The sequence below is a fragment of the Demequina lutea genome (assembly GCF_013409005.1).
GTDB lineage: Bacteria > Actinomycetota > Actinomycetes > Actinomycetales > Demequinaceae > Demequina > Demequina lutea.
Map to the genome: position 1 here is coordinate 2140612 of NZ_JACBZO010000001.1, position 21018 is coordinate 2161629.

Below are 21018 nucleotides of genomic sequence, written 5' to 3' on the forward strand. Positions count from 1 at the left end.
CCAGCGTCGGCCCCACGTGACAGAATCATTTCCATGCCTGGAACCAATCTCACGCGCGTTGAGGCCGAGGCCCGCGCCAACATCGTCTCTACAGAGACGTACACCGTCGAACTTGACCTCACCACCTCCGAGGAGACCTTCCGCTCGACATCGACCGTCGCCTTTGCGGGCACGCCGGGTCAGTCGACCTTCATCGACCTGATCGCCCCGACGGTCCTGAGCATCACCCTCAACGGCGAGCAGCTGGACCCCGCGACGCACTTCGAAGACTCCCGCATCACCCTCCCGAACCTCCAGGCGAGCAACACCCTCACCGTCGTGGCCGACTGCGCCTACATGAACACCGGCGAGGGCCTGCACCGCTTCACCGACCCCGAGGACGGAGAGGTCTACCTCTACAGCCAGTTCGAGGTCGCCGACACGCGCCGCGTGTTCGCCGTGTTCGAGCAGCCCGACCTCAAGGCCGCCTTCCAGTTCACCGTGACCGCACCGGAACACTGGCACGTGCTGAGCAACAACCCCTCGACCATCACCCCCGTCGCCGGCGCGACCATCACGATCGCGGGCCACACCCGCGGGGTCTCCCGCTGGGAGTTCACCCCCACCACGCGCTTGCCTTGCTACGTGACCGCGATCGTCGCTGGCCCGTACCACGAGGTCAAGGGCACCGTGGAGTCGCGCAAGGGCACCCTGCAGGCCAACGTCTACTGCCGGAAGGGACTCGCGCCCTTCCTTGATTCCGACGTCATCCTGGACGACACCCAGAAGGGCTTCACGTTCTACGAGGACAAGTTCCAGACGGATTACCCGTACGAGAAGTACGACCAGATCTTTGTGCCCGAGTTCAACGCGGGCGCCATGGAGAACGCCGGCTGCGTCACGTTCCTCGAGGAGTACGTGTTCCGCTCCAAGGCCGCCAAGGCCCGCATCGAGCGCCGCACCATCACCGTTCTCCACGAGCTCGCCCACATGTGGTTTGGCGACCTGGTCACCATGAAGTGGTGGAACGACCTGTGGCTCAACGAGTCCTTCGCGGAGTTCATGTCCACCCTCGCCGCCGCGGAGACCACCCAGTACAAGAACGCCTGGGTCACCTTCAACTCCATGGAGAAGTCGTGGGCCTACCGTCAGGACCAGCTCCCCTCGACGCACCCGATCATGGCCAACATCCGCGACCTCGAGGACGTCGAGGTCAACTTTGACGGCATCACCTACGCCAAGGGCGCCTCGGTGCTCAAGCAGATGGTCGCATGGGTGGGCCAGGACGCCTTCTTTGCGGGCGTCGCCGAATACATGCGCAAGCACCACCACGCCAACGCCACGCTAAACGACCTGCTCGTCGAACTCGAGAAGGCATCGGGCCGCGACCTGGCCGCGTGGAGCGACGTCTGGCTCCAGAAGGCGGGCGTCACCACGCTTCGTCCGGTCATTGAAACGAGCGCGGGTGAAACGGACGACGGCGGTGTGGATGGGGCACCGGTCATGACCCGCTTCGCCGTCGCCCAAGAGGTCCCCGCCGAATGGCCGACGCAGCGCCCGCACCGGCTCGCGATTGGCGGCTACGACCTGGTAGACGGCGCGCTCACGCGCACCTTCCTGGTGGAGACGGACATCGACGGTGCCCTCACCGAGATCCCCGAGCTCGTCGGCAAGGACCGCCCCGCGCTCATCCTGGTGAACGACGACGACCTCGCCTACGCCAAGGTGCGCCTCGACGAGGCCTCGCTTGCGACCGCGACCGAGCACGTCGCCACCCTGCCGCCATTCCCCCGTTCGATGGTGCTCGCGGCGGCGTGGGACATGACTCGCGACGGCGAAATGGCCGCCCGCGCATTCATCGACCTAGTGTTGAAGAACATCGGCGCCGAAAAGGAGTCCACTCTCACGCTGACGCTCCTGCGTCAGCTCCAGACGGCGCTGGGCTTCTACGTGTCCCCCGCCGCGGCCGACCTCACTACGGAGCACGCGGCCGACTCCCTGTGGGCGCTCACCCTCGAGGCGGAGCCCGGCAGCGACAACCAGCTGCAGTTCCTGCGGGCGTTCGCGGCCCTGGCTTCGACCGAGATTCAGTTGGATACCGTCCAGGCCCTCGTCGACGACAAGCTGCATCTCGACGACCTGCCCCTCGACACCGACCTGTCGTGGGACCTGCTCAGCTCGCTTGTTGCGGGCGGCCGTGCCACAGAAATCGCGATCGAGCTGCAACTGAACAAGGACGCGACCGCGTCGGGCGAGCGTCGCGCGGCACACGCACGTGCGGCGATCCCGACCGCAGAGTCCAAGCGTGCCGCCTGGGACGCACTCATCAACGCTCCCAAGGGCAAGGACCTGCCCAACGCGATCCAGTCGGAGACCACGAGCGGCTTCAACCACGTGCACGACGTCGCCCTGCTCGAGCCGTACGTTGACGAATACTTCGCGATGCTGCGCCGGGTCTACAGCGAGAAGACCAACGAGATGGCCTCCAACCTCATCGAGGGCCTTTTCCCCTCACATCATGCCGGCCGCGTGCTCGACCTTCAGGACAGGGCCGATGCCTGGCTCGCATCCAACGACGACGCTCACGACGCGCTCAAGCGCCTGGTGATCGAGGGCCGCGACAACGTGCGCAGGGCCCTGGTTGCTCAGGAGGCCGACGCGTCCGCCGACTGGGAGTCAGTAGTCGAATAGCGCTACCCACCCGCGCGGTGGCTCAATTCGTACCGGTTTTGAGCCACCACTGCGAGGTAATGGCTTGATCCGTACCGCCCGCTTGGTGGACCCGATACGGATCAAGCCACCAGGACCCAATCAGCCCCCGAACACGGTATGAATCAAGCCATTAACGCGGCGATGCGGGCCCGGACGAGACCAGCTTCGCGAACACCACGGTGTTGTCGACATAGTGACCGGTGGCATGGTCGAAACTGCCTCCGCATGTGATGACGCGCAGCGCGGCGAAGTTCACTGGACCGTACACCTCGTCTGTAGGAAAGGCATTCTTGGCGTACTGACCCACCTTGATGACCTTGAACACGGCGGCGATGCCGTCCGCGCGCAACACAGTGATCGTGTCACCTACCGCCACCGCGCGCAGTTTGTAGAAGACACCGGGACCATTCCAGTCGATGTGGCCCGCGATCACGGCGGGGCCCACGGATCCCGGCGCAGGCGCACCAGTAAACCATCCCGCGATGCTCCCGTCGGGGGGCACCTCAAGGGTGCCGTTGGCCATGAGGCCCAACGTCATGAGGGCGGTATCCACGCCGATGGAGGGGATCTTAAGCCGCACGGGTGCAGATTCCGCGAGGGGCGCAGACGCATCGGGACTGGCGGCAACGGGGGGGATAGCGAGCGGAGTGATCACTGTAAGCACCGCAGCGCCCTCAGGCACTGACGTGACCACCGCGGTATCGGCGCGCGCCGACATTGCACCGGCGCCGCGTGCCGCAAACTGCGCGATCCAGAAGGTCGCGTCCAGCGCCGCGAAAACGAGCACGACCACGAGCACCAGCACGGCTCTTGGCAACGGGCCGTGGCGGCCAACAGCGGCGCTAAAGGGCGCCCAAGGCCGGTTCTCGCGAAGGCTCAAGCTCGGAGGAAGCGGCGGCGAGTCCGCACCCAGACGGCGACCAACCCGAGCGCGGCAATCACGCCAGCTACGGGAAGCGCGGGGTTGATCGCGGTTCCCACGGCAGTGCTACCGTCACCGGTCGAGACTCCACCCTGAGGGGTCTGGGCCGCAGCGGCAGCGGGTATCACCGACGCACACACCGGCGCGGTGATGGTGTTCGTGTCAAGGGTGACGGTGCCGGTTTGCGCGAGCGCCCTTCCCTCGACGGTGGTGCCCGTCTTCAAAGTGATCGAGGTCAACGCGAGAATGCTGCCCTTGAAACTCACACCCGTGTCAAGCGTTGCCGAGCTCCCCACCTGCCAGTACACGTTGCACGCCTGGGCGTCGTTTTTCAGAACGACCGACGCCCCCGGCCCCACGATCAGGTCCGAGCCCGCCTGGAAAACGAACAGAGCGTTGGGATCTCCCGCGGCGTCGAGCGTGAGCGCGCCGGTCAGGAGGATCTGCTTCGCGGAGTTATAGATGCCTGCGGTGAGGGTCTGGCCCGCAAGGTCGGCCGCGATGGGCGACGTGGGTCCCTCGCCCGCAGCGACTAGGTAGGCCGCGGTCAGATCGCTCTTGGCGCCCTGCGTGACCCCATCGCCCGCGTGGTTGGTGCCATGAACGGTGATTGATCCAACGCCGGTGATGGACGTCGTGGGAGACGTACCGAGGTCCCCGTTGAGGGTGGTCGGTCCGGTGTCAGTTACCCCAGTGGCAGCGAGCACCACGAAACTGCTTGCGGTCCCGAGCGCGACAGGCACGACTGCGGCAGACGCCGCACTGGAGCCCACAACGACGAGCGCCGATGAGACAACGCCTACGGCGAACATTCTGGCGACTCTATGGGATGACTTTGTTGTGGCATGCGCAAATTGAGTCATGATGAATCCTCCCGGTGCGGACCTGAGAATGTGGCGACAGGAGGTCTGCATGGCTCAGCGATGAGTCGATAGCGCCTGGCGGCCCGGGGGCTGGGGGCCGGATTCTGTGAGGCGATACTACCATCTGCGCGTGTCTGGATAAGAAGCCGTGTGATGCGCGCCTCACGGTGAGGGCCTGTGCCGCGAACTAGGCTGCCGCGCGGTACGGGCCAGGTCATTCGGGCCAGGTCATTCGGGCCAGGTCATTCGGGCCAGGTCATTCGGGCCAGGTCATTCGGGCCAGGTCATTCGGGCCAGGTCATTCGGGCCAGGTCATTCGGGCCAGGTCATTCGGGCGAGATCAGTGCGAGGGCGAGGGCCAAACGCCGGTCCAGTTCGCGCGCCTCGGAGCACACGCCCGGCATGGGAATGGCCACCGCGCGTGGGGACAGTTCGATCACCAGGCCGTCGGCGTCCGCGGCGAGCAGCCGCGCGCGAAGCCCGGGGGTCACGAGCAGCGCTACCGCATCCGCATCCGCATCCGCATCCGCACGAGCCGACCACCGCTCGTCGAAGTACTCGTCGCCACTCGCAACTGGCTCGCCGACCTCGTGGCCGTCACGATCCATGACCCATGCGGCGGGTTGGAGCACGCACACCGCGCCCCCGCCGGGACTGCCAACGGTCACCGTCGTCAAGGTGGTGGGTAGGTCAACGCCAAATCCCCGCGCCACCCGGGCGACGCGGATCTCGACGCGACGACCTTCAACTTGGCCGACGAACATGGCGAGCAACTCGCCGCTCACAGGGGCCACGTAGTGAAGGCCCGTGGAATTCGCCCAGCGCGCGAGCCGTTCGAGCGGATCACCCCCGAATCCGCGCAATAGAGCAAAGATCACCGCGAAGGCAACGACCGCACCGACGGCCACCAGGGTGCCCATCGACGTAAGCGCCGAAGTATCAATCACCTGGTCAGGTTAGCGGCACGGTTCCCACAGCCAGATGCGGCGCCACTCCACCGGGTCGTTTCCCAACCGTGATGTGAACCGGTCAAACGGCCGTGCGCATCGTGCCAAACTCGAACTATGCCTGGCACGAATCTGACCAAGTTCGAGGCGATCGAGCGCTCCGCTCTCGTTTCGGCCGTTACCTACGAGATTACGTGGGACTTTACGGACCCAGGGGACACGTTTCTGGCCACTACCACCGTCACCTTCGACGCGACGGAGGGCGCAGAGACCTTCATCGAGTGCGCCGCCGTCGCCACGAGCAGGCTGGAACTCAACGGCGTCGAACTCGACGCCTCAGCCGCCCTCGCTCACGGCCGGATCGCCCTGACGGGACTCGCCGAACACAACATCCTCACGATCGACGCCGAGTTCGCCTACCGGACCGATGGCCAAGGGATCCACCGCTTCATTGACCCGGTGGACGGCGAGACCTACCTCTACAGCCAGTTCGCGGCGAACGACGCCCGCTCGGCATTCCCGTGCTTCGACCAGCCCGACATCAGGGCCACGTTCTCGATCGCCGTGGTCGCCCCTGCGCACTGGGTCGTCGTCTCGAACACCCCCACGCCGATGCCCGAGCAGGTTCCCGCGTCGGCCACCGGCAACGCGGGCCCCGAGGGCGACGTCGCAAGCGAGTCGGCGAACCTATGGGTCTTCCCCACCACCGCTGCACTGCCCACGTACGTCGCCGTCGTGGTCGCGGGGCCATACGCCTACGAAGAGGGCACGCTGACGAGCCGCAAGGGCACACTCAGCGCCCGCGTCTACGGCCGCAAGAACCTCGCCGCACACCTGGACGCCGCCGAAATGATCGCCACGGTCCAGGGGGGGCTCGATCTGTACGAGCGCGTCTTCGACACCGAGTACCCGTACGAGAAGTACGACCAGGTGTTCGTGCCCGAATACAACCTGGGCGCCATGGAGAACGTGGGCTGCGTGACGTTCTCGGAGGACCGCCTGCTGTTCCGCTCGCGCCCCACGGACGCGTTGCGCGAGAACCGCCGCAACATCCAGCTTCACGAGCTCAGCCACATGTGGTTCGGCAACCTGGTCACGATGCGTTGGTGGGACGACCTGTGGCTCAACGAGTCCTTCGCAGAGTTCATCGGCACGTGGGCAACCGAGCAGACCACCGAGTGGAAGGACGCCTGGGTCACTTTTGGCGCCGGCCGCAAGTCGGTCGCGTACATCCAGGATCAGCTCCCGACCACTCACGCGATCGTCACGGAAGTCCCCGACACCGAGGCGACCATCAGCGCGTTCGACATGATCACCTACGCCAAGGGCGCATCGGCGCTCAAGCAGTTGGCCGCCTACGTGGGCGAGGATGCATTCTTCGGTGGCGTAGCGAGTTATCTCAAGCGCTACGCGTTTGGCAACGCGACGCTCGCCGAGTTCCTGGCCGAGGTCGAAACCGCGGCGGGACGCCCGCTCGATACGTGGGCATCGGCCTGGCTCCAGACGCCGGGCGTCACCACATTGCGACCCGTTATCGATACCGACCCCGAGGGCATCATCACGTCGTTCGCCATCGCGGAGGACGTTCCAGCGCAGTTCCCCGTGCACAGGTCCCACAGCATCACGATCGCCGGATATACCCACAGCGACGGCGCCTTCACGCGCACGTGGGCCGTCGATGCGGAGATCGGCGGCCCTCTCACGGGCGTCTCCTCCATCACTGGCAAGGCCCGCCCGGACCTACTCCTCGTGAACGACGGCGATCGCACCTATGCGAAGACCCAACTCGATGACGTCTCTGTCGATACCGTCACCGAGCACCTGGGAGACCTCACCGCCGCGATGCCGCTCGCCAATGTGCTTGACGCCGCCTGGCACATGTGTCGCGACGCCGAACTTCCCGCAGAGTGTTACATCGACGCCGTTCTGGTCGCGCTACCAAACGTGAGTAATTCCGAGACCGCGGAGTCTCACATCCGGACGATGTCCATCGCGCTTTCGCGCTACTTGCCGCCCGCACGCACCGCCGAGCTCACCGCGTCGGCCGCCGAGCGGCTGTGGACCATCACCCAAAACGCGGGTCCTGGAACAGACCTGCAACTCCAATCGCTGAGGGCCTACGCGCGTTTGGCCGCCACACCCGAGCAGGCCGCCCGCCTCGCCGATCTCCTCGACGGCGCGCTTGCGCTCGCGGGCCTGAAGGTGGATGCCGACCTCGGTTGGGACCTGATCACGGGGCTCACCGCCACCGGATCCGCCGCGGAGGGATCGATTTCCGGTCGCCTGGCGACCGACCCTGGCGCGGCTGGCCAGCGCAGGGCTGCGGGAGCGCGCGCCGCGATCGGCACGGTCGAGGCCAAGGCCAACGCCTGGGACACGCTCGCTAGGCCAAGCGCACCCGTTCCGAACGCCGTTCAGTACGAAATCGCCGCGGGCTTCGCCCGGGTCATCGACCCCGCATTGCTGTCTCCCCTTGTCGGCGCGCTGATGGCGGACTTGCGTGGCTACTACGAGGCCAACGAGGGCTTTGTCGGCGCCCGTGTCGCGAAGCTCGTGTTTCCCGTATGGGCCGCAGGCCGCGTCGAGGGGCTCGACCGCCTGATCGAGGACTGGCTAGCCGACAATGAAGATGCCTCGTCCGTGCTGCTCAAGATCGCGCGCGAGGGACTCGACGACGTCAGGCGAGCGATCGCGGTTCAGGCCGTTACGGCGAAGTAGGGACCGGCGGCCGACTTAGGCTCTCGCGCCCCTGATCGCCGCCACCAGCCGCTGCATGCGCGGGTGGTCGAAGAGATCATCGAGCAGCACCGGAACACCGTTGCGGTCGGTGAGCGGGATGTCCCAGTTGGGGTACTCCTGGAACGTGCCAGGAACGTTCTGGGCGCGCATGTCCCCCACCGCATCGGTCAACGCCACGCCGGTCAGCAGGCTAGGCGCGCTCAGCACCAAACGGTGAGTCGCGGCGATCACATCCTCATCCTCGTAGTCGGGAATCATGAGGTGTCGATCCAGCAGGAGGCGCTTCAGGGAATCGAGATCGCGGCGCGCCTCGGCCTGGGCCGCCTCCACGTCGGTCAGCAGGCCAAGCCCGGCGCGCAATTCAACCTGCGTGCCAGCGAGCATCATCGCCGTCGTCGGCAGGTCGTGAGTCGTCACGGTCGCGAGCGTCTCGCGTCGGTAGTGCTCGGGGGGCGTGAAGCCGCCGCCGTCCGTGCGCTCGAACCACATGACGGACGTGCCCAGGACCCCGCGGGACTTGAGGTACTCGCGCACCCACGGCTCAACCGTGCCCAGGTCTTCACCGATGACGAGCGCTCCCGCGCGGTGAGCCTCGAGCACCAGAATTCCGATGAGCGATTCAAAATCGAACTGGACATAGGTGCCGTCAGAGGCGCCGTGGCCCAACGGAATCCACCACTGCCTGAACAGCCCAAGAATGTGATCGACGCGCACCGCCCCCGAGTGCTGCACGGCGGCACGGACGACGTCGCGGAAAGGCAGATATGCGGACGCTTCGAGCGCGCGCGGCTGCCACGGCGGTTGCGACCAGTTCTGCCCTTGCGGGTTAAATGCGTCCGGGGGCGCGCCGACGCTCATGCCAAGCGCCAAGACGCGGTGAAGGCTCCACGCATCGGCGCCGGAGGGGTGGACACCGACCGCGAGATCCGTGATGACACCGATCGCCATGCCTGCCTGGACTGCCGTTGCCTGTGCGTGAGAAGCCTGCTCGTCGGCAATCCATTGCATCCACGCATGGAAGAGCACCCTGTCGGAATGCTCCTCGCGCCACGCGGCCACGGCAGGCGAGGATGGCGTGGAGAGCTCTTCTGGCCAGCTTCCCTCGGCGTGCGCCTCGGAAATTGTCGCCCAGGTCGCGTAGTCCTCGAGGGCCTTGCCCTGGCTCACGCAGAACGCCTCGAACTGCGCTTCCCTTCCGGGCGATCGAGGAGCCAGGAACACCTGCTCAAGGGCGCTCAACTTGGCACGCCACGACTCGTCCCTGTCGAGGAGGTCGTCCGTGTCGTTGTGGCGACTCGGCCGCTCGGACTCCCATTCGATGACCGCGCGCTGCTGGGAAGGCACGTATGCCACCTCGGGGATGTCCTCGACGCGGATGTACATCGGCGCCAAGAAGCGGCGCGAGGAGGGCAAATACGGCGAGGGGCTGAGCGGCGGCACGGCCTCGTTCGCGTGCAGAGGGTTGATGAGGACGAAGTCCGCTCCCGCCCTGATCTTGCTCAGCGCGCACAGGTCGGCGAGGTCTCCGAGATCGCCGATGCCCCACGAACGGCGTGATCGCAACGAGTACAGCTGGGTCATGAACCCCCATGGCCTGCGCGCGGTCACGGCCTGCGGCAGCTGAAGCGCCTCGGGGGTGACGACCACGTAGCCACGGCCTCGCCTGCCAGGGAAGGTCACCTCGACCACGTGCCATCCGAGTGGAAGGTCGCCTGGCACGCGGAACATCGCCCTGCCGACCGGTGCGCCGCCCACGTCGCGGGGCTGGGTATAGACATCGGCCTGCTCCAGCTTCACGTTGCCGCCGAACTCGAGGCGAAGCGAAGCTGTCACCTGCGAGCCGTCAGGAACGTGGATCGGGATGTCGCGCGTCTGCCCTTGGCGGACCACGGTCACGGGAGGCACGATGCGCTTCCAGACGTAGTCCTCGAGCTCGTGGAGGGAGGCCCTGCACGCCTCGTCGGTATCGGCGCCGATGCCCATCGCCTCGAGAGCCGCCACGATCGCGGCTCTCGAACAACGCACGTGAGTGCCGTCGATGAGGTGAACGTCCGTCGCTACTCCACAGGCTCTTGCGAGCATCTGCAGCGTCTCGGACGGAACGGCGTCGTTCAGCACCTCGGTCATGCGCCCTATCCTGCCAGGTCTCGTCGGATAATTCGGTGGGCCTCGCCGCCGCCCATTACGCTGGAACGATGCGAACCATCCTCCCTTTGGCTCACTCCGTTCAGTTTGAGACGACCATCGGCGGCCGCACGCTGTCCCAGTGGACGGATGCAATCGCCACCAAAGCCATTGCCGTGGGCGCCCTGCTGCTCGTGGGCCTACTCGTGTGGATCATCGGACGGCTCGTGATTCGCGCACTGACTCGCAGCATCGAGACCGGGCTCCCGGTGAGCAAGAGGGCCCGCAAGGCATTGGCTCGCGCCCACATCGACCTGCCGGTCGCGACCGCTCAAGAGCACTACTTGGCCACCTTGCGCAGGCAACAGCGAGCGGGAACCATTAGGGCCGTCCTTCAATCCGCGCTGGCCGTGGTTGTTCTGGCGATTGTCGTCGTCACCGCGCTTCAGATGGTGGGGGTTCCCGTGGCTCCGCTCCTCGCATCGGCGGGGATCGCGGGAGTCGCGCTTGGCTTTGGCGCCCAGTCGCTCGTCAAGGACCTGCTCGCGGGATTCTTCATGCTCATCGAGGATCAGTTTGGCGTGGGCGACATCGCCGATGTCGGCGACGCGACGGGAGTGGTTGAGGAGGTCGGGTTGCGGTCTACCAGGTTGAGATCTCTCAACGGAACAGTGTGGTTCGTTCCCAACGGCGAGATTCGCAGGGTGGGGAACATGACCAAGATGTGGTCTCGCGCCCTCATCGAGGTACGTATGGACTTCGAGACAGACATCGACCTGGCGCGTGCCGCCATGCTCGACGCGCTAGCAGCCGCGCGTGCCGCCGACCCCGACGTCGACGCCGCGATCCTGTCCGATCCCGAGGTGCCTGGGATCGAGGACTTCGACTACTACTCCGTCGTGGTTCGACTCATGGTCAACGTGAGCCCCACCACTCAGTGGACCGTCATGAGGGCAGTGCGGAAGCAGATGCGCTTCATCTTTGCCGAGCGCGGCATTCGCCTGGCCATGCCGGGCGACACCCTTTACCTCGAGGACGATCGCCCGTCGAGCAAGGGCATCGCGCGCCCAGAGCCGAAGTCGTGACGGTTCCTCCCGCCGATGGCGACGCGAGTTCAGGCACGATAAATGCATCGGTACCAGGAATGACGGTGGGGACCGGCCCCACGCAGGCCGAAGGCCAAAGCTTCTTCGAAGCGGTGGGCGGGCACCCGACGTTTAGCGGCATCGTGCGTTCCTTCTATGACGGCGTCGCGGGCGACCCGGTGCTGGGCCCGATGTACCCCGCCGAGGACATGGATGGCGCGGTCGAGCGCCTCACGCTCTTCCTTGAGCAGTACTGGGGCGGCCCCACTACCTACTCGGACCGCCGCGGACACCCGCGCCTGCGGATGCGCCATGCGGCCTTTCACGTCAACCCCGAGGCGAGGGACCACTGGCTATCGCTGATGAGGGCCGCCGTGGAGGGCTCGGGTCTGTCTCCCCTGCACCAGGCCACTCTGCTCGACTACCTTGAGCGCGCGGCGCACTCCATGATCAACACCTTTGAGCCAACCCCCAAGCGCTAGGCCGCCTGGGGTTGATACGACGTGGGTCGATATGACTTGGGCAAGCGGTCCGCGAGCAGCATGCCGAGCCCGAACGCCACCGCCCACATGACCAACACCATCCAGGCCTCCGCTCCCACGTTGAGGCCTGAGTCGGTTGTCCTCGCCACGACAGACAAATAGCCGAAGTTCACCAACGCGAGAATTAGCGACACCCCGCCGTGGATCGCCCACGTCTCGGCCTTGCCCAACCTCGCGACGACGTGGTCGAGCCACCACGGAACGAGAAGCACATACATCCATGTCCCCGACGCGAGCGCGCCCGCGACCTGCCCACCCGCCTCGGGAGTTGCCTGGCCGTGCCCTGCCGCCATTCCCAACAGGAAAGAGGTGATGAACGCGACGCCAACGCCGATTCCCCAACGCCCCATCGTGGTTCGCCACGAGCGCTTCCACGCGGGGGGGGCGTACGCCGCGTACGGTGCCGCGTAGGGCGACTCATCGTGCGCAGCGTGCGGGGTCGAGTACTGCTGTGCATCCGGATTGACCGGAGGCCGCCTGTACCGATCGGCGTATTGAGGTGCGCCCGGATAGGCGGGGGGCAGACCGTAAGGGGCGGCGTACTCGGGTGCGTCAGGATGGCCCGGCGTCGCCCACGGCGGCGAGTGCGGCTCTTGCGACCCAAGCGGCAAAGATGACGGCACCTGGCCTTGCGGCAGCACGCCTTGAGAAGTCGGCCGCGGAGCGGAAAATGGATCGATTGCGTCCCCCATGGGAAAACCCTAGCGCGATCCCGCTTGCTGCGGCAGATCCGCCGTTGGGCACGGGACTCGCGGACGTGGAAGCTGCGCGCCTGGTGCGCCGCAAGACATCCCAACTCGGGTTAGCCTCTGAACATGCAGCACCTCGAAGACACCTGGGCCGAGCGATCTGTCACGGCGGGCCTCGCGTCCCTCGATTTGCGCCGCACCGGCGACACCACGTTTGAGGGCGACTCCTTGCCGATGCCGGGTGGGCGCGTCTTCGGAGGGCAAGTGGTCGCGCAGGCGGTGCTCGCGGCCGGCCACACCGTCGATTCGGATCACGTGGTCCACTCCATGCACGGCTACTTTCTGCGACCGGGCGACGCCTCCAAGCCCATCGACTTTGAGGTCGAGCTGCTGCGGGACGGGCGCTCGTTTTCCGCGCGGCGCACCCACGCCCTCCAAGGTGGAGTGCCGATCCTGTCGATGATCGCGTCCTTCCAGTTGCCGCAAGAGGGTCCCGAGCACTCGGTGCGCATGCCAGAGGTTCCGCCGCCGGACTCCGTGCCTTCGGGAGTGGACGTTCTGGCACCGTTGGAGGGGCACCCCTCGGCCGACTTCTGGCTCAGCTCGGCGCCTTTCGATGTGCGCCACGTCGAGGGGACGATCTTCGCGACCCCCGATCCCAGGCCCAAGCAGTACCAGACCGCGTGGATGAGGGTGCGGCGCCCCCTCGAGGTCTCCGACCTCATGCACAGGGCGCTCATCGCATTCGGTTCGGACCAAGTGATACTCGAACCGGCGTTGCGCCGACACGGCGCGTCGTGGGCTTCGGCTCATCTCGCCGTGGCGAGCCTCGACCACGCGATGTGGTGGCATCGACCCGCACGCGCCGACGAATGGCTGCTCTTTGTGCAGGACTCGCCCACCGCCCAGGGAGGCCGCGGAATGTGCGGCGCCTGGGTCTTTGGCGAGGATGGAAGACTCGTTGCGTCGGTGGCCCAGGAGGGCATGCTTCGCCTTCCCAACACCGAGTAAAATAGGTATTTACCAGGGACATTAGGCTCCTGGCCCAGGGCTTGCTACGATTGACACGTTGCCTTGTCGATGCGATTGACGTTTCCGAGGCACCAAATACAAGCCCAGGTCGCCGCGCCTCGCAGTTATGCGAGTTTGCTTTTCGCCTGGCTACGCAGGCCCCGCCAATCGGGGCTGCGGGTCCGTGATTGCCGTCCGACGGCTGCGAATCCTTCGTGGTCAGCGGTGCCCGTAATGTGAGTGTGCCTTTGAGCCGCTCCCCTTGAGGACCACGTGACGGACACGATTGCGCTAAAGGCCGACGGCCTGTTCAAAATCTTCGGCAAGCATGCGGATTCCGCGGTGCGCAAGCTGCGCTCCGGTTCCGCAAAGGACGTGCTCCCCAGCGGGTCGACCGCCGCCGTAATCGACGCCTCCTTCGAGGTCAAGCGTGGCGAAATCTTCGTGGTCATGGGCCTGTCCGGCTCGGGCAAGTCCACGCTGATCCGCATGCTCAACGGCCTTCACGAGGTCACGGCAGGCACCGTCACGATCGGCGATGAGGAGGTCACCGACGCCTCGAACAAGCAACTCAGGGAGTACCGCCGCACCCGCATGTCGATGGTGTTCCAGCACTTCGCGCTGCTCCCCCACCGCACGGTGCTCGACAACGTCGCATACGGCCTAGAGATCCAAGGCATGCCCCGCGCCGAGCGCGATGCGAAGGCTCGTGAGGTCACGGCCATCGTCGGTCTCGCCGGCTGGGAAGACAAGCACCCCAACGAGTTGTCTGGTGGAATGCAGCAGCGCGTCGGCCTGGCCCGCGCGCTCGCGGCCGACACAGAGATCCTGCTCATGGACGAGGCCTTCTCCGCCCTCGACCCGCTCATCCGTCGCGAGATGCAGGAGCAACTGCTCGAGTTGCAGGCCTCCCTGGGCAAGACCATCATCTTCATCACCCACGATCTCAACGAGGCCATGTTCCTTGGCGACCGCATCGCCGTGATGCGTGACGGCCGCATCGTGCAGATCGGCACGCCCGAGGAGATCCTCACCGATCCGGCCAACGAATACGTCGAGCAGTTCGTTCAAGACGTCGACCGCACCCGAGTCCTCACCGCCGAGTCCGTCATGCGCAAGCCGCGCGCTGTGGTCCACCCTTCGGCGGGCCCTCATGGCGCGCTCAAGACGATGCGCGACGAGCAGATCTCGGCCGTCTATGTGGTCAACCGCGACCGGACGCTTATCGGCTGGGTCACCGACCGCGACGCCCTCGACCTGGTGCGCAAGGGCGAGCCTCGCCTGGAGACCATCGTCCGCACCGACCACGGCGCGGTGTCCCAGGACACGTTCCTCTCAGAACTTTTCATCCCCGCGCTCGAGGCCGAGCTTCCGCTTGGCGTGCTGGATGCCAAAGGCCGCCTGGTGGGCGTCGTCCCGCGTGTCACCCTGCTCGCCGCCCTCGGAGGCACGCCCGACGCAGACGCTCAAGCCGGCCCGCGGCCCGACCCACTCCCCACCGAGGTGGTTGACCAGGCCCTCGAGGCTGCAGTCGAGACCGGCTCCATCGAATCCAGCTCGATCAAAAGCACGGAGGCCAACTGATGGAGTTCCGCATTCACTTTGGCGACTGGATCACCTCTGGACTCGTGTGGGTCGAGAACAACCTCGGCTGGTTCTTCGGCTTCCTCAAGGACGTCTATTTGGGGCTGTACCACGCCCTGAACTGGCTGTTCACGACGCCGACTCCGTTGGTAGTGATCGTCGCGCTCGGCCTTCTCGCCTTCCTGGCCCGGGGCTGGAAGTTCGGCCTCGGCGCCGCCGCGGGCTTGGTGTTCATCCTGGGCGTCAACCAGTGGGAAAACGCGATGGACTCCCTGTCCCTCGTCATTGTCGCGGCACTGTTCGCGATCCTGATTTCCATCCCGCTGGGAATCTGGGCGGCGCAAAATTCCGTCGTCTCGAAGATTCTCAAGCCCATCATGGACTTCCTCCAGACGATGCCGGCCCTCGTCTACCTGCTCCCCGCGATTGCGCTCTTCCACATCGGCGTCGCACCCGGCATATTCGCGACCGTGCTCTTCGCGCTCGCGCCCGGCGTTCGCCTCACCGAGCTCGGGATCCGCGGCGTCGACAAGGAAGTGGTTGAGGCCGGACAGGCCTTCGGCGCCTCTCCCTCACGCATCCTGCGTCAGATTCAATTGCCTCTAGCGATGCCGTCGATCATGGCCGGCATCAACCAGATCATCATGCTGTCGCTCTCCATGGTCGTCATCGCCGGCTTCGTCGGCGCTGGTGGCCTCGGTGGCCAAGTCGTCAAGTCGCTGTCTGCGCTCGACAAGCCGCTCGGCTTCGAGTCCGGCATGGCCGTGGTCATCCTCGCGATCATCCTGGACCGCTTCACCGGCGCGTTCGGCAACAAGCGCGCGAAGTCACTGATGGGCCGCTGGTTCAGCAGGTTCCCAGGCGGCGGCGCGCGACCAGGCGACACCACTGCTGGCAAGGGTGTCGACCAGATCAAGGCCGAGAACCGTGCCGTCAAGCAGTCGGGCCTCGCCTGACCCATACACAGACCTCGCGACCGCGCACGTCGGCGGTCACGCGCATCGGCCGGACCAATTCTGGCCACGATGCAAGCGCAGGGAGATTCCCTGTGCAAGGAAAGGAAACACAACATATGAAGATGCGCTCTACCGCGCTCCTCGCCGCCGCGGCAGCGGCAAGCCTCGTGCTTGCTGGCTGCTCGTCAACCGCGGCCGCCAACCCGACCACGTCTGCCTCTGGCAGCGCGGCCGTTCCCGCAGCGGGCGGCGACATCACGTTCGGTGTGTTCAACGGCTGGGACGAGGCCACCGCCTCCTCGCTGCTGTGGCAGAACATCCTGGACAGCAAGGGCTACAACGTCTCGCTCAAGTACGCCGACCCCGCGCCTGTTTTCCAGGCCCTGGCCGATGGTGACTACGACCTCGTGACCGACGTGTGGCTTCCCGCGACGCACAAGAAATACCTCGACCAGTTCGGCGACAAGATCGTCAAGGTTGGTCCTTGGTTCGACAAGGCTTCGCTGACCGTCGCGGTCAACGCCGACGCTCCGATCAACTCCCTCTCCGAGCTCGCCGCCAATGCGGACGCCTTTGGCAACCGCATCGTCGGCATCGAGCCCGGTGCCGGTCTCACGACCGCCATGGAGGACAAGGTCATCCCCGGATACGGCCTCGAAAAGATGAACTTCATCACGTCGTCGACCCCCGCCATGTTGGCGGAACTTGACAGCGCGATGAAGAACGGCAAGAACATCGCCGTCACGTTGTGGGAGCCACACTGGGCCTACGGCGCGTACAAGCTGAAGAACCTCGCCGACCCCAAGGGCACCCTTGGCACCTCCGAGTCCATCTACACGTACTCGCGCACCGGCTTCGCCAAGGACTTCCCCAAGGTGAACGCCTGGATGACCAACTTCAAGATGAGCTCCGACCTGCTTTACGACCTGGAGAACAAGCTCCAGGCCGCCGGCAGCGAGAGCGACTATCAGGGCATCGTGGCCGACTGGGTCGCCGCCCACCAGCAGTGGGTTGACTCTCTCACCGCTTGAGTCACCTCACACGACTCAGCGCCGGTCACCTTCGGGTGGCTGGCGCTTTGTCGTACCCGTCGAGGGGTTCGCGACTGCTAGTCGCGCGTGAGCTTGCGGTACGTCACGCGGTGAGGACGAGCGGCATCGGCGCCCAAGCGCGCAACCTTGTTCTCCTCGTACGACGCGAAGTTACCCTCGAACCAATACCAAGCCGAAGGGTTCTCTTCCGTGCCCTCGTACGCCAAGATGTGCGTCGCGACACGGTCGAGGAACCACCGGTCGTGTGAGACGACCACGGCGCAACCGGGGAACTCAAGCAGGGCGTTCTCGAGGGAACCGAGGGTCTCGACGTCGAGGTCGTTTGTCGGCTCGTCGAGCAGGAGGAGGTTTCCTCCCTCCTTGAGCGTGAGCGCCAGGTTGAGTCGGTTGCGTTCACCACCGGAGAGCACCCCGGCCGGCTTCTGCTGATCGGGACCCTTGAACCCGAACGCCCCCACGTAGGCGCGCGAGGGCATCTCGACATTGCCCACCTTGATGTAGTCGAGGCCATCGGAGACGACCTCCCACAGCGTCTTGGTGGGGTCGATCCCTCCCCTGCCCTGGTCGACGTAGGACAACTTGACGGTCTCGCCGATCTTGAGTTCACCGCCGTCGAGGGGCTCGAGTCCGACGATCGTCTTGAACAGCGTCGTCTTACCGACGCCGTTGGCCCCGATCACGCCGACGATGCCGTTGCGGGGAAGGGTGAAGGACAGCCCGTCGATGAGAGTGCGGTCGCCGAAGCCCTTCTTGAGGTTCTTGGCCTCCAGTACGACACTGCCAAGACGCGGACCCGGGGGGATCTGGATCTCTTCGAAGTCAAGCTTCTTGGTCCGGTCGGCCTCGGCCGCCATCTCCTCGTAGCGACCGAGCCGCGCCTTTGACTTGGTCTGGCGGCCCTTCGCGTTTGAGCGCACCCAATCGAGCTCGTCCTTGAGGCGCTTCTGCAGCTTCTGATCCTTCTTGCCCTGCACCGCAAGGCGCTCGGACTTCTTCTCGAGGTACGTCGAGTAGTTGCCCTCGTACGGGTAGGCGCGACCCCGGTCGAGCTCGAGAATCCATTCGGCGACGTTGTCGAGGAAGTACCTATCGTGTGTCACGGCAAGGACGGCGCCCGCGTACTTGGCGAGGTGCTGCTCAAGCCACAGCACCGACTCGGCGTCGAGGTGGTTGGTGGGCTCGTCGAGCAACAGCAAGTCGGGCTTCTGAAGCAGCAGCTTGCACAGCGCCACGCGGCGGCGCTCGCCACCGGACAGGTTGGTCACGGGAGAGTCCGCCGGCGGGCAACGCAACGCATCCATCGCCTGCTCGAGCTGCGCGTCGAGGTCCCACGCGTCCGCGTGGTCCAGGAACTCCTGAAGGTTTCCCATCTCGGCGAGCAGCCTGTCGAAGTCCGCATCGGGCTTCGACATCTCGTCGCTGATCTCATTGAAGCGCAGCAGCTTGGCCATCGTCTCGCCCGCGCCCTCTTGGACGTTGCCGAGCACCGTCTTGTCCTCGTTGAGTTCCGGCTCCTGCATGAGGATGCCGACGCTGTAACCGTCGCTCAGTTTCGCCTCACCGTTGGAGGCGTGTTCGAGGCCCGCCATGATCTTGAGAACTGTCGACTTACCAGCACCGTTAGGGCCTACCACGCCGATCTTGGCGCCGGGCATAAACGAAAGCGTCACGTCATCGAGGATGACCTTGTCGCCGTGCGCCTTGCGCGCCTTGTACATGGTGTAAATAAACTCAGCCACTGCCACTCCGTCGGAATCGTCGAGGCGGCGTGAGCCGCCGGAACCGGTCCCAAGCCTACGCGGGCCCCGGGGCGGACAGCGCCAGCGGCCCCGGCGGGCGGGCGCCTTCCGTATCGGGGCCCGCCACGCGAACTCAGGCGGCGGAGACCTCGTCGAGCAGGGCGTCGGCTCCTACCTCGGCTTCCGACTCGGCCTCAATCGGCCCGGCATCTTGATCTCCACCGTCGTTAGCCGCGTCCCCGCTCGAAACGTCGTCGACCAGGCTCGCATCCGCCGTCGCACGGGTGAAGGTCGCGACGCCCTTGGTGAGGTCATGCCCCACGCTCGAGGCGTCGATGACCAAGTCCGTGCGGGGCCCCGCGTCCGCATCCCATTGGTGAGTGCGCAGCCGCCCCTGTACCACCACGGGTTGACCCTTTTCGATCGAGTTCATGACCGTGATCGCGGCACTGCGGAACGTGCGCACCGTGAACCATTCCGTGTTTCCGTCAGCCCACACGCCCTTGTCGCGGTCAAAGTACCTGCTCGTCGACGCGAGCCTGAAGCTCGTCAGCCGGGTTCCAGTGGGTCCCACCACGTGGCGCGGGTCCGTCGCCACCCAACCCGTCACTGTCATCGTCAAGTCGTTCATGTCGTCCTCCTCCGTGGGAGCCCTCACGGCGCCCTGTTGCCAGGATGCGGGAAGAGGCGCCGGAGCCCGGCGCGATCGGTGGCACGTGGAGGAGAGGTTCGCAGTTGCGGGCCTGGGGACGACCACCAACCACCAACGTATTGAAGCGACTACGTGAGGTCAGCCAGTTCGTCGAGGTTGCGATATGCCTCGTGGATCATCTCGGTCGGCTCGATGACGTGAGGGGTCACGGCGACACGAATCGCGGCCCCTCCGGCCTCGCGCACTGCCTGACCCGCGGAATGCCCCTTCAGAGCCCTCGACCACAAGCCCCGGAGCCCCTTGGGCGGAAGCACCTCGGGCCACACGACCGCCGCGAGCGCGTGCGCCAGTTCTTCGGCGAGCTGCGGGGCCGGCAACACCGCGTCGTTCATCACAAGCCGCCACGCGAGGGGCAGCCCCGCCGTGGCCCCGTCGACCCACTCGAGCCGCACCTGGTCCACGGCGGCCAACGACGCGCTGAGCGACTCGGGAAGCACCCCCGGCTTACCCGAGGCGATGGCCGACGCGGCATCCTCTCGAGCCTCGACTCCAGCCGCCCTCGCGAGAGCGGCGACCAGCCCTTCAACATCGGGAACGACGGGGTCGGCATCGCGAGCAAGTGCACCCGCGAGCGATCGCCCGGCGGACACGAGGTCGGACCTCACCGCCTCCGCCGCCACCGACCGTGTCGCCGCGGCACCAGCGATCTCGGCGCGCAAGGCGGCAACCCCACGGCCCGTCCGCGCGCTTGTGAGCATCACCGGAGCGTCTGCTATGCCCTCCGCCTCAATGAGTGCGGTGAGATCACGCGCCACGGCGACGGCGTCCTCGTCGCTGAGCCTGTCAACATGATTCAGCACGATGAGCGATGGTTGCCCGTGATCCGAGGCGACCTTGAGATAAGCGGAGTGGAGCGCGTGATCCGCGTACTTCTGCGGGTCGACAACCCATACGATCAGGTCCGCAAGCGGCACGACGCGGTCGACGGTGGCGTGGTTCTCCTCGTTGATCGAGTCGTGATCGGGAAGATCAAGCAACACGACGCCGTGCATGGTGGCGGAGGGTCCCAGATCGAGCCGGCGCGGCACTTCGACGCCAAGCCATTCAAGAAGCGCGTCAGCTGGGCCCCACGACGCGGACACGACGGCCGAGGTCGTCGGCCTCGCCACGCCCGGCACTGCAAATTCGGTGCCGACGATCGCGTTGAAGAGGCTCGACTTGCCCGAACCCGTTCCACCCGCGAGGGCGACGATCGTGTGGTCGACGCCCAGCTCGAGCCGTTGATCGCATCGTTCGATGGTCCGCGACACCTCATCGCGCACCGCGGGATCGATCGCTTCCGAAGCCCACTCCATCGATGCCCGCAGCCGCTGGACCCTGTCCTTGAGACGCGATGTTTCCGTGCGTGGAGGCACTTCATTG

At 65.8% G+C, this 21018-nt stretch carries 16 protein-coding genes; 8 read left to right on the top strand and 8 right to left on the bottom strand.

Features of this window, described 5'->3' with window-relative positions; all coding sequences use genetic code 11:
• The first annotated feature begins 33 nt into the window (after positions 1–33).
• Complete coding sequence (gene pepN / locus BKA03_RS10340; protein WP_062076024.1) at positions 34–2670, top strand: aminopeptidase N; 2637 nt, start codon at positions 34–36, stop codon at positions 2668–2670.
• A gap of 151 nt (positions 2671–2821) precedes the next feature.
• On the opposite strand, the gene BKA03_RS10345 is transcribed toward pepN (BKA03_RS10340), so the two are convergent.
• From BKA03_RS10345 to BKA03_RS10355, 3 genes are all read right to left on the bottom strand, one after another.
• Entirely contained in the window at positions 2822–3496 is a 675-nt protein-coding gene (locus BKA03_RS10345) for a class F sortase (RefSeq protein WP_062076023.1), read from the bottom strand.
• Between the two features lie 71 nt (positions 3497–3567).
• Positions 3568–4425 carry an ice-binding family protein gene (locus BKA03_RS10350; protein ID WP_062076022.1) on the bottom strand — a complete coding sequence of 286 codons (858 nt, stop codon included), beginning with the start codon at positions 4423–4425 and terminating at the stop codon, positions 3568–3570.
• 377 nt (positions 4426–4802) lie between these two features.
• Positions 4803–5423, bottom strand: a complete 621-nt coding sequence (locus tag BKA03_RS10355; RefSeq protein ID WP_152649628.1) for a hypothetical protein — start codon at positions 5421–5423, stop codon at positions 4803–4805.
• Between the two features lie 117 nt (positions 5424–5540).
• Between BKA03_RS10355 and pepN (BKA03_RS10360) the strand changes: the two genes are divergently transcribed.
• Complete coding sequence (gene pepN / locus BKA03_RS10360; RefSeq protein WP_062076020.1) at positions 5541–8141, top strand: aminopeptidase N; 2601 nt, start codon at positions 5541–5543, stop codon at positions 8139–8141.
• A 15-nt stretch (positions 8142–8156) separates the two neighbouring features.
• Here the strand turns inward: pepN (BKA03_RS10360) and malQ are convergent, their stop codons facing one another.
• A complete protein-coding gene (gene malQ / locus BKA03_RS10365) occupies positions 8157–10289 on the bottom strand; it encodes a 4-alpha-glucanotransferase (RefSeq protein WP_062076019.1) in 2133 nt (710 codons plus the stop codon).
• A gap of 68 nt (positions 10290–10357) precedes the next feature.
• Between malQ and BKA03_RS10370 the strand changes: the two genes are divergently transcribed.
• Both BKA03_RS10370 and BKA03_RS10375 read left to right on the top strand, forming a co-directional pair.
• Entirely contained in the window at positions 10358–11371 is a 1014-nt protein-coding gene (locus BKA03_RS10370; RefSeq protein ID WP_062076018.1) for a mechanosensitive ion channel family protein, read from the top strand.
• Between the two features lie 59 nt (positions 11372–11430).
• Complete coding sequence (locus tag BKA03_RS10375) at positions 11431–11853, top strand: globin (protein WP_062076017.1); 423 nt, start codon at positions 11431–11433, stop codon at positions 11851–11853.
• On the opposite strand, the gene BKA03_RS10380 is transcribed toward BKA03_RS10375, so the two are convergent.
• Entirely contained in the window at positions 11850–12605 is a 756-nt protein-coding gene (locus tag BKA03_RS10380; protein WP_152649627.1) for a hypothetical protein, read from the bottom strand. The genes BKA03_RS10375 and BKA03_RS10380 overlap by 4 nt on opposite strands.
• A 123-nt stretch (positions 12606–12728) precedes the next feature.
• Between BKA03_RS10380 and BKA03_RS10385 the strand changes: the two genes are divergently transcribed.
• The 4 genes from BKA03_RS10385 (at position 12729) to BKA03_RS10400 (ending at position 17184) form a co-directional block, all read left to right on the top strand.
• Entirely contained in the window at positions 12729–13613 is an 885-nt protein-coding gene (locus BKA03_RS10385) for an acyl-CoA thioesterase (protein ID WP_062076015.1), read from the top strand.
• Between the two features lie 273 nt (positions 13614–13886).
• Positions 13887–15197, top strand: a complete 1311-nt coding sequence (locus tag BKA03_RS10390; protein ID WP_062076014.1) for a quaternary amine ABC transporter ATP-binding protein — start codon at positions 13887–13889, stop codon at positions 15195–15197.
• Positions 15197–16153 (top strand): ABC transporter permease, encoded by a 957-nt coding sequence (locus BKA03_RS10395; protein ID WP_152649626.1) that lies wholly within the window; start codon positions 15197–15199, stop codon positions 16151–16153. Before BKA03_RS10390 ends, BKA03_RS10395 begins: the two co-directional genes overlap by 1 nt.
• 116 nt (positions 16154–16269) lie before the next feature.
• A complete protein-coding gene (locus tag BKA03_RS10400; RefSeq protein WP_062076012.1) occupies positions 16270–17184 on the top strand; it encodes a glycine betaine ABC transporter substrate-binding protein in 915 nt (304 codons plus the stop codon).
• A 77-nt stretch (positions 17185–17261) separates the two neighbouring features.
• Here BKA03_RS10400 and ettA read toward each other — a convergent pair whose 3' ends face one another.
• The 3 genes from ettA to BKA03_RS10415 form a co-directional block, all read right to left on the bottom strand.
• Positions 17262–18944 (bottom strand): energy-dependent translational throttle protein EttA, encoded by a 1683-nt coding sequence (gene ettA / locus BKA03_RS10405; protein ID WP_062076062.1) that lies wholly within the window; start codon positions 18942–18944, stop codon positions 17262–17264.
• A gap of 133 nt (positions 18945–19077) precedes the next feature.
• A complete protein-coding gene (locus tag BKA03_RS10410; protein WP_062076011.1) occupies positions 19078–19575 on the bottom strand; it encodes a single-stranded DNA-binding protein in 498 nt (165 codons plus the stop codon).
• A 149-nt stretch (positions 19576–19724) separates the two neighbouring features.
• Positions 19725–21011 (bottom strand): GTPase, encoded by a 1287-nt coding sequence (locus tag BKA03_RS10415; protein ID WP_152649625.1) that lies wholly within the window; start codon positions 21009–21011, stop codon positions 19725–19727.
• Positions 21012–21018: the final 7 nt, after the last annotated feature.